This window comes from Kocuria sp. HSID17590, assembly GCF_003989485.1.
Taxonomy (GTDB): domain Bacteria; phylum Actinomycetota; class Actinomycetes; order Actinomycetales; family Micrococcaceae; genus Kocuria; species Kocuria salsicia.
Map to the genome: position 1 here is coordinate 20,198 of NZ_RBMB01000033.1, position 8,125 is coordinate 28,322.

The 8,125-nt window shown below is 71.8% G+C and carries 6 protein-coding genes and 2 pseudogenes; 4 read left to right on the forward strand and 4 right to left on the reverse strand.

All coding sequences use genetic code 11. The annotated features are described in order from the left end of the window. Positions 1-51 precede the first annotated feature (51 nt). Positions 52-762, forward strand: a complete 711-nt coding sequence (locus tag D8M39_RS10550; protein ID WP_094395167.1) for an HAD family phosphatase — start codon at positions 52-54, stop codon at positions 760-762. A 21-nt stretch (positions 763-783) separates the two neighbouring features. Here D8M39_RS10550 and D8M39_RS10555 read toward each other — a convergent pair whose 3' ends face one another. Together D8M39_RS10555 and D8M39_RS10560 are read right to left on the reverse strand one after the other, a co-directional pair. Continuing rightward, positions 784-1,629, reverse strand: a complete 846-nt coding sequence (locus D8M39_RS10555; RefSeq protein ID WP_055082748.1) for a CoA ester lyase — start codon at positions 1,627-1,629, stop codon at positions 784-786. Between the two features lie 266 nt (positions 1,630-1,895). Continuing rightward, positions 1,896-2,989 (reverse strand): annotated as a pseudogene (locus D8M39_RS10560) (glutathione S-transferase family protein). Positions 2,990-3,142: 153 nt separating this feature from the next. On the opposite strand from D8M39_RS10560, the gene D8M39_RS10565 reads away from it, so the two are divergent. Both D8M39_RS10565 and D8M39_RS10570 read left to right on the forward strand, forming a co-directional pair. Next, positions 3,143-3,922, forward strand: coding sequence for a hypothetical protein (locus tag D8M39_RS10565; protein ID WP_126874986.1), 780 nt, complete (start codon positions 3,143-3,145; stop codon positions 3,920-3,922). Between the two features lie 56 nt (positions 3,923-3,978). Further along, positions 3,979-4,464 carry a MarR family winged helix-turn-helix transcriptional regulator gene (locus D8M39_RS10570; protein WP_055082744.1) on the forward strand — a complete coding sequence of 162 codons (486 nt, stop codon included), beginning with the start codon at positions 3,979-3,981 and terminating at the stop codon, positions 4,462-4,464. Between the two features lie 369 nt (positions 4,465-4,833). Here D8M39_RS10570 and D8M39_RS10575 read toward each other — a convergent pair whose 3' ends face one another. Together D8M39_RS10575 and D8M39_RS10580 are read right to left on the reverse strand one after the other, a co-directional pair. After that, positions 4,834-5,715 carry a LysR family transcriptional regulator gene (locus D8M39_RS10575; protein ID WP_126874987.1) on the reverse strand — a complete coding sequence of 294 codons (882 nt, stop codon included), beginning with the start codon at positions 5,713-5,715 and terminating at the stop codon, positions 4,834-4,836. Between the two features lie 194 nt (positions 5,716-5,909). Then, positions 5,910-7,619, reverse strand: a complete 1,710-nt coding sequence (locus D8M39_RS10580; RefSeq protein WP_055082740.1) for a long-chain-fatty-acid--CoA ligase — start codon at positions 7,617-7,619, stop codon at positions 5,910-5,912. 174 nt (positions 7,620-7,793) lie between these two features. Between D8M39_RS10580 and D8M39_RS10585 the strand changes: the two are divergent. Continuing rightward, positions 7,794-8,125 (forward strand): annotated as a pseudogene (locus tag D8M39_RS10585) (hypothetical protein); the annotation flags it as partial.

An 8,125-nucleotide genomic window follows, 5' to 3' on the forward strand; every position in this document is an offset into this window, starting at 1 on the left:
CCGCCCGCACCGTCCGCGGGCCGCGCCATCTCCGCGTGGTTGACTGGGTGCATGGAACCCAGCCTCCCCGCCCCGGACCCGCAGTGGCGACCCCGCGCCGTCGTCTTCGACTGCGACGGGGTGCTCATGGACACCGAACGAGCCTGGTCGGACGTGCAGCAGCAGGTGGCCAAGCGTTTCGGCGTGCCGCTCGACGAGCGCACGGGAACGGACCTGATGGGCCTGGCGGCGAGGGATGTGGCACGGCACATCGCACGCGAGGCGGAGGCCGCGGCGAAGACCGGCGGCGGGAGCGCCCCGTCCGTCGACGAGGTGCTCCAGGACCTGCTGCGCACCGAGCAGGACGTGGTCAGCCAGGTGCTGAAACCGCTGCCCGGCGCGGTGGAGACGGTGCGGGCCGTCGCCGGACACGTGCCGGTGGCCGTGGCGAGCAACTCGACCCGCGCGATCCTCGACCGCAAGATGGCCGCCATCGGTCTGGGCGACGTCCTGCAGACCTGGGTCAGCGCGAACGACGTGGCCGAGGGAAAGCCCGCCCCGGACATATACGAGGAGGCCGTCCGTCGGCTCGGCGTGGCACCGGAGCAGGCCCTCGCCGTGGAGGACTCCCCCGCCGGGAGCTCCGCCGCAGAGGCCGCCGGGATGGTCGTACTGGGCGCGCCCCACGGCCACGACGAGCCGCTGCGCTCCCACTACCTCGTGGACTCCCTCGCCGACCCTGCGCTCACGCAACTGCTGCGGGGATGGGGCCTGGAGGGCTGAACCCGCTGCGGGCCGCGGGTCTCAGCTGTTCCAGAGGCCGTAGGTCTCAGCCAGCTCGGAGACCTTCCTGGCGCGGGCGAGCCGCGGCAGGTAGGAGCCGTCTGCCCCGGCGTGGCCGGAGTTCGCCTGCTCGATCATCTCCCGTGCCCAGCGGATCTCCTGGTCGCTCGGAGCCAGGGCGTGGTTGATGCCGTCCGCCTGGGCGGGGTCCAGGCACAGCTTTCCGGTCATGCCCATGGACTGGGTGACCTTGCACGCGGCGGCGAGCTCCTCGCCATACATGCCGTTGCTCGGCCCGTCGACCGGGCCGGGCAACTCGCCCACGCGGGACGCGGTGACGAGCGTGGAGCGTGCGAAGGCCAGCGCCATGGGGTCCCCGGAGGCGCCGGTGTCCTTGCGGAAGTCACCCACGCCGAAGGCCAGGCGGAAGACGCCCGGGGCGCGGGCGATGTCGTACGCGTTCATCAGACCCACCGCGGACTCGATGAGCGCGACCACGGGAGTACCCGCGCGGCTCATCATCGCCGTCTTGGTGATGTGGTCCGGGTGCTCGGTCTTGGCAAGCACGATCCCCCGCAGGTTGCCTACCTCGCTCAGTGCCGCAAGGTCCTTCTCCCAGTGCGGGGTGCTGATGTCGTTGATCCGCACCCACGCGCTGACGCCGTCCTGCATGGCCCGCACCATCTCCGTTCGCGCGCGATCCTTGTCCTCCTCCGGCACGGCGTCCTCGATGTCGAGCACCACCGAGTCCGCCTCCGAGGCCAGCGCCGGGGCGAAGAGGGCGGGATCCGCCGCGGACGTGAGCAGCCACGACCGGGACAGCCGTGCGGGAAGTGCTGCGGCGCGCTCATTGCGGTACGGGACCATGAATCTCCTCGGGAGTCGTCGGACGGTGTCCGGGGGACGGGCGGGCCCTGGACCGCTCCTCGCCAGGAGAGAGTACGCAGGAGGACCGGATCCGGGGCGGAAGCCACATAAACCCTATTACCCGGGCACCGGGTGCGTCCCGGGCACGGCGCACAAAAGCGCCCGGGGCGCACTTGTGGGGTTCCCACGAGCACTCCGCCAGCCGCGCGGAACCGGCCCGGGCTGCCGGAGTCGGCCGCGCGGCGTCGTCGTCCCCCGCTCCCTCCTCAGTCAGTGAGCGGGGTGTGCTCTGCGAGCACCCGCTCCTGCGGGCGAACCGGGCCAGGGGGCGTGGCCCCCGGTGCGAACGGGGACCCGCCGAGAGCCTGCCGGCCGTGCGGCGTGGTCCAGTTGGTGAGGTCCGGACCCAGCGGGACGATGCCGGGGGGTTGATGTCGCGGTGGACCACGAAGTAGTGGTCCTTGATCTGCTGGAAGTCCACTGTGTCCCCGAAGCCGGGGGTCTGGAACAGGTCCCGCGCGTAGCCCCACAGGTTCGGCATCTCGGTGAGCTTGTTCCGGGACGCCTTGAAGTGGCTCACGTACACCGGGTCGAAGCGCACCAGCGTGGTGAACAGGCGGACATCCGCCTCGGTGATGTGCTCGCCCATCAGGTAGCGGCGGGTCGCCAGCCGCTCCTCGACCCAGTCCAACCCCGCCCACAAGCGCTCGTACGCGGCGTCGTAGGCCTCCTGCGAGCCCGCGAAGCCGCAGCGGTACACGCCGTTGTTGATCTCGGTGTAGACGCGGCGCATGACCGGGCGCATCTCCTCCACCAGCTCGGCGGGCCACAGGTCCGGGGCGCCATCGCGCTGGTACTCGCGCCACTCGGTGGCGAAGTCCTCGGTCATCTGCGCGAAGTCGTTGGTCACCACCTGACCCGTGGGCGCGTCCACCATGGCCGGCACGGTGATGCCGCGCGGGTAGCCTGGGAAGCGCGCGAAGTAGTTCTCCTGCAGCCGCTGGGTGCCCAGCACGGGGTCGCGGCCGTCCGGGTCGAGGTCGAAGGGCCAGGACCGGGCGTCGTGGGTGGGGCCGGCAAGGCCCAGGGAGATGGCGTCCTCCAGCCCCAGCAGCCGGCGCACGATCAGCGTGCGGTTCGCCCAGGGGCAGGCCCGGGCCGCGACCAGGCGGTACCGCCCGGGCTCCACGGGCCATGCCTGCGCCCCCGGGGACAGCTGCGCGTGCTCGGGATCCGCGACGATGCGGTCCTCGATGTACGTGGTGTCACGGTCGTACTCCTCGCCCTCGCGCACGTAGGACCCCACCGTGGAGTACTTCTCGTGGTCCTGCTCGCCGTTGTCCGCCGTCAGATCCGACATGTACCACTTCCTGTGAACGTCTTGCGGATGATACGTCCAGCGTGCCACGGGTCCCCATCTCACGTCACCGCGGCGGGCTACAGTGGCCTTGTTTGAGGCCGTGCGCGGCAGAGCCGCCGCGCGGCACCGCCGCTCGACCACACTGGATCAGCCATGACTCCCGCCCAGCACCCCCGCGACCGCCACGATACCGACGACACCCCGCGCCGGGGCCCCAGCGCGTCCGGGGCCGCAGTGCCTGGAGACCAGGGCACCTGCCACGAGGACGAGCGCCCGCGCTACGGCATCCGCGCGCAGCCGGCCGAGGAGACGCCCCGGCCGACGGCCACGTCGCCCTCCGCACCCGGTCAGCCCTCTGAGCCCTCCACGCGGACCGCTTCTGCACAGGCCGCCCGGCGCATGGGCCGGGGGCTGTCCTTCACCGTCATCCTGCTGGGGCTGCTCGCCGGTCTGGGGCTGCTCGCAGCGGGCACCTGGCTCGGCTGGCTCGTGGGCGGTGCCCTCATGGTGGCGGGGCTCGCGGGCTACGCGCTCGTGCAGACCCGCGCGCTCGCCGTGTTCCGGGAGCCCTGGGAGACGGGAGGCCCGCAGCGCCGCCCGTGGTCCAGGCTGTGGCTCATCCCCGCCGCCCTGCTGCTGCTCGGGCTGGGCTGCTTCGCCACCGCGTTCGTCGTCCCCTCCTGGCTCGGTCCGTCCGTGCCCCCAGACCTGCTGGACGACTACATCCTGGCGTTCGTGGTGGGGGGCATGACGATGGTGGTGGGCGCCGGTCTCGGCTTCGGCCTGGTCGCCACCGCACGGCTCACGCGCCCGGACGACGACGACTCCCCCCTGCGCCCCACCGACTACGCCGAACGCGTGCGCCGCCGGGATCGCCACGAGGACCCGGGCCACTACGACTCCGACTGGATCACCCGCGAGCACCGCGGCTGAGCCCACCCACCATCCGCGCGACCACGCGCGGGCCGTCACAGAGAGCGCGAGGAAGCATGGACACCACACCCACGGACGTGCCCGTCCAGTGGCTCACCCCGGAGGAACAGGCCGCCTGGCGTGGCTTCCTGGAGCTCAGCCGCGGAATGGAGCGCGCAGTGGACCGCCAGCTGCAGCGCGACAGCGAGCTCTCCAGCTCCGAGTACGAAGTCCTGGTGCCCCTGTCCGAGGGTCCCTCGGAGGGGATGGCGTCCCGCGAGCTGCTGACGCTGCTGGGGTGGGAGCGTTCGCGGCTGTCCCACATGCTCTCCCGCATGGAGCGCCGGGAAATGATCACCCGCTCCCCCAACCCCTCGGACGCCCGCGGACTCATGGTGGGGATCACCGGCCGCGGCCGGGAGGCAATCGAGAACGCCGCCCCGGGACACCTGCACCTGGTGCGTGAGACGTTCATCGACGTGCTCGACGAGGAGGAGCAGGCCACTCTTGTGGGCATCGCCCATAAGGTGCTCCCCCGCCTCGTGGCGCTGGGGCTGCGCTGAGACCGGCGCCGAGGGGCCGGGGAAAAGAGCCTGTTAACAGGGGACGGGTCCTGCCACTTGGGGGATCGGCAGGACCCGTCGGACATCCCGAATCTGGGGGAGATCGGGACGCCGGCCAGCCGGGGGATCATCCGGGCGCTCATTTGGGGGGATGCGCCCGGGCCACTTCGACCGACATTAACACTTTATGTGGCAACTCCATCGAGACGCAAGTAAAGCGTTGCGAGGCCCACACAATGCCGGGAATGATCTCCGCACCCCGCCGTGACCGGGTGCAACGCACGTCACAATCGTCATATTCATGATTTTCACTGAGCTTGCATCCGAGCGACCCCTGTCCCCCGGAGCACCGACGGCCGCCGCGAGCGGTCACCACTGCTCCGCGAGCTCCACCACGAGCTCCAGGACACTACGCAGGACGGCCGAGCGGTCCTCCCCGCGCCACGCGAGCACGAGCTCCACGTGGGCGACGTCCGCAAGGTCCTCGTAGGCCACGCCGTCGAGCCGCAGGGCACGCACCTGCTCCGGGAGCACGGCAACCCCCTGGCCTGCCGCCACCAGCGACAGCATCACGGAGATCTCCGGGGTGCTCTGCGCGACGCGCGGCTGGAACCCGCCACCGCGGCACAGCTCGTCCACGGCACGCTGCAGGGGTGATCCCTCCGGGTGGCCGACGAAGACCTGCTCCCGCAGGTCCCCGACCGCGAGCCCCCGCCCCGAGACGAGCGGGCTGCCCTGCTGCACGGCGACGACGAGCCGTTCCCGCCCGACGACCCGGTGCTCGATGCCCGGTGTTGCCACCGGCGGGTGCAGGAGCCCGAGGTCCAGCGTGCGTTCGCGCAGCCCGGACTCGACGGCCGCGTCGGACATCTCCCCCTGCACGGTGAGGGCCACCCCCGGCAGACGCTCTGCCACCCCTCGCAGCACCCGGGGCATGCTCGCGTAGGTGGCGGCACCGCAGCACCCCAACCTCAGCACACCGGTGGTCCCTGCACCGATGCGGTGCACGTCCGCCTCCAGGGTCGCGATCTCAGCGAGCACCGCTCTGCCCCGCTCCAGCAGCTCCTGCCCGGCGGGGGTCAGGTCCACGCGCCGGGTGGTGCGCTCCAGCAGGGTGACGCCCAGCTGATCTTCGAGCTGCCGGATCTGCTGCGAGAGAGGGGGCTGGGCCATGCCCAGCCGCTGCGCCGCACGGCCGAAGTGCCGCTCCTCGGCGACCGCGATGAAGTAGCGCAGCTGTCGCAGCTCCACGGGTGCCGCCTTCCTGCCGGGACGTGGGGTGCCTCCTCGAGGCGGGTGAGTCCTCAGGGCGGGTGGACCCTCGAGGCCTGGGGATCCTCGCGAGGGCCACGGGCCCCTCGCCGTCGACGCCGCGGGCAACGCCGCCGCGAGCAGCCGGTTCGGCACCGCGCCGGTGCGCGCCCGCCCGCCCCGGGGACCTCGTGTCAGGAGTCGAGGAGCTTCTTCTCCAGGATCTCCTCCTTGACGGCCCGCCGCAGGGTCTTGCCGAGCATCGTGCGCGGGAGGTCGTCCATGGCGACGATGCGGCGGGGGACCTTGTAGCGGGTCACCTTGTCGTAGCAGTGCTGCCGCAGGGCCGCCTCGTCCAGCTCCACGCCGGGCTCCAGCACCACCGCGGCCACCACGGTCTCGTTGCCGTCCGCGCCGGGGATGCCCACCACCGCGGCGTCGGCGACGGCGTCGTGCAGCTTCAGGGCCGTCTCCACCTCGGTGGGTGCCACGTTGAAGCCGCCGGTGATGATGACCTCCTTGATGCGGTCCACCACGCGCAGGAAGCCGTCCTCGTCCACCGTGACGATGTCGCCCGTGCGCAGCCAGCCGTCCTCGGTGAACAGCTCGGCGGTCTCCTGGGGGCGCTTCCAGTAGCCGCGGGTGACCTGCGGGCCCTTGACCAGCAGCTCGCCCTCCGCGTCCAGCGGGACGTCCTCGCCGGTACCGGGGTCGACCATGCGGATGTCGGTGCTCGGGAAGGGGATGCCGATGGAGCCTGCGCGGCGGTGCTCGTTGAGGGGGTTGCACGCCACCAGGGGCGAGCACTCGGTGAGTCCGTAGCCCTCGATGAGCATGCCGCCCGTGGCATCTTCCCAGGTGTCCACGAGGGGAACGGGCAGCGTCATGGCGCCGGAGACGGCCACGCGGATCCCGGTGAGGTCCACGCCCTTCTCCGCGGCGGCGTCGAGCACCTTCTGGTAGACGGGCGGCACGGCGGGCAGCACCGTGGGCATGCTCTTCCTCATCGCGCGCAGGATGAGGTCTCCGCGCACGGTGGGGAACAGCACGAGCTTGGCGCCCAGGGACATGGCGAACGTGAGGCCGAGCGTGAGGCCGAAGGCGTGGAAGAGGGGCAGCACGCCGTAGACGACCTCGTCCGAGGAGCTCTCCAGCCAGTGCTGGCCCATGAGCGCGTTGGACTCGAGGTTGCGGTGGCTGAGCATGGCGCCCTTGGGAGCGCCGGTGGTGCCGGAGGTGTACTGCAGCAGGGCGATGTCCTGCGCCACGGGACGGGGGTGGTCCGCGCGCAGCGGTTCGTGGGAAGCCAGCGTCCGCCACGGTATCGCCCCCGGCGCAGGCTGGGTCAGCTCCCGGCGCTGCTCCGCGAGCTTCTTCAGCGGCAGCCGCAGCCCGAGCCGCATCAGGGTCGACATGCTCTCGGTGATGTCCACGGCCACCACGTGCTCCACGGCGAGGTCCTTGGGCATCCGGGTGATCGAGGTGGCGATCTTGTCCCACGCAATCACCACGCGTGCACCGTGGTCCTCGAACTGATGGCGCAGCTCCGGTGCCGTGTAGAGGGGGTTGTGCTCCACCACAATCGCCCCCAGGCGCAGCACCGCGTAGAACGCCACGATGTGCTGGGGGCAGTTGGGCAGCACGAGTGCCACGCGATCCCCCGCCTGGACCCCCATGATCCGCAGACCCTCGGCCGCCCGCTGGACCTGCTCGCCGAGCTGCGCGTAGGTCATCCCGGCGCCGAAGAACTCCACGGCGGTCTTGGCACCGTGGCGGGCCACGGACTTCTCGAGCATGTGCACCAGCGACGTCTCGGGCAGGTCCAGGTCGCGGGGCACCCCCGGGTCGTAGCTCGCCGTCCACGGTCGGGCCGTCAGGAAGTCTCGGGAATTCGCGTCAGACATGTGTGCGAGGTTACCCGTCCGTCCGTTCGGGCGCATGGAACCCGCGTTCCGTCCTACTCCGTGACGGTTCGATTCCGCCGCACGGGGCTCCGCGGTGGGCCCACACAGGCGGGGCCACCTCGATAGACTGCGGGGAACCCGCCACCGGATCTCCCGCCGAAACGAGGCACCCGCATGTCCCCCTCCTCAGCCCGCCCCTCAGCCCGCGACCCGTTCGACGACGGCGCGGCGCCCTGGACGGACCGGACACCCACCGCGGGGCGGTCCCCGGAGGACGAGACCACCCGACCCCTGCCCCGCCCCACCGCCGCAGGACGGTCCGGATCCCCGGGTGGCGGGACCGCTGGTGAGGACGTTGCGACCGCCCGACCCCGCGGGACGCAGCAGCACACACCGAGCGGGCACACCGCCCCCACCGCGGCGATCCCGGCCGTGGCCGACGACGCCGCCCGCGCGCCGTCGTCGTCGACGTCGGCCACCGCGCCGCGCACCGGACGCACCGGCGT

Coding starts and splice junctions, on each gene's coding strand:
- D8M39_RS10550 (WP_094395167.1), top strand. CDS start 52: ATGGAACCCAGCCTCCCCGCCCCGGACCCGCAGTGGCGACCCCGCGCC.
- D8M39_RS10555 (WP_055082748.1), bottom strand. CDS start 1,629: ATGGTCCCGTACCGCAATGAGCGCGCCGCAGCACTTCCCGCACGGCTG.
- D8M39_RS10565 (WP_126874986.1), top strand. CDS start 3,143: ATGACTCCCGCCCAGCACCCCCGCGACCGCCACGATACCGACGACACC.
- D8M39_RS10570 (WP_055082744.1), top strand. CDS start 3,979: ATGGACACCACACCCACGGACGTGCCCGTCCAGTGGCTCACCCCGGAG.
- D8M39_RS10580 (WP_055082740.1), bottom strand. CDS start 7,619: ATGTCTGACGCGAATTCCCGAGACTTCCTGACGGCCCGACCGTGGACG.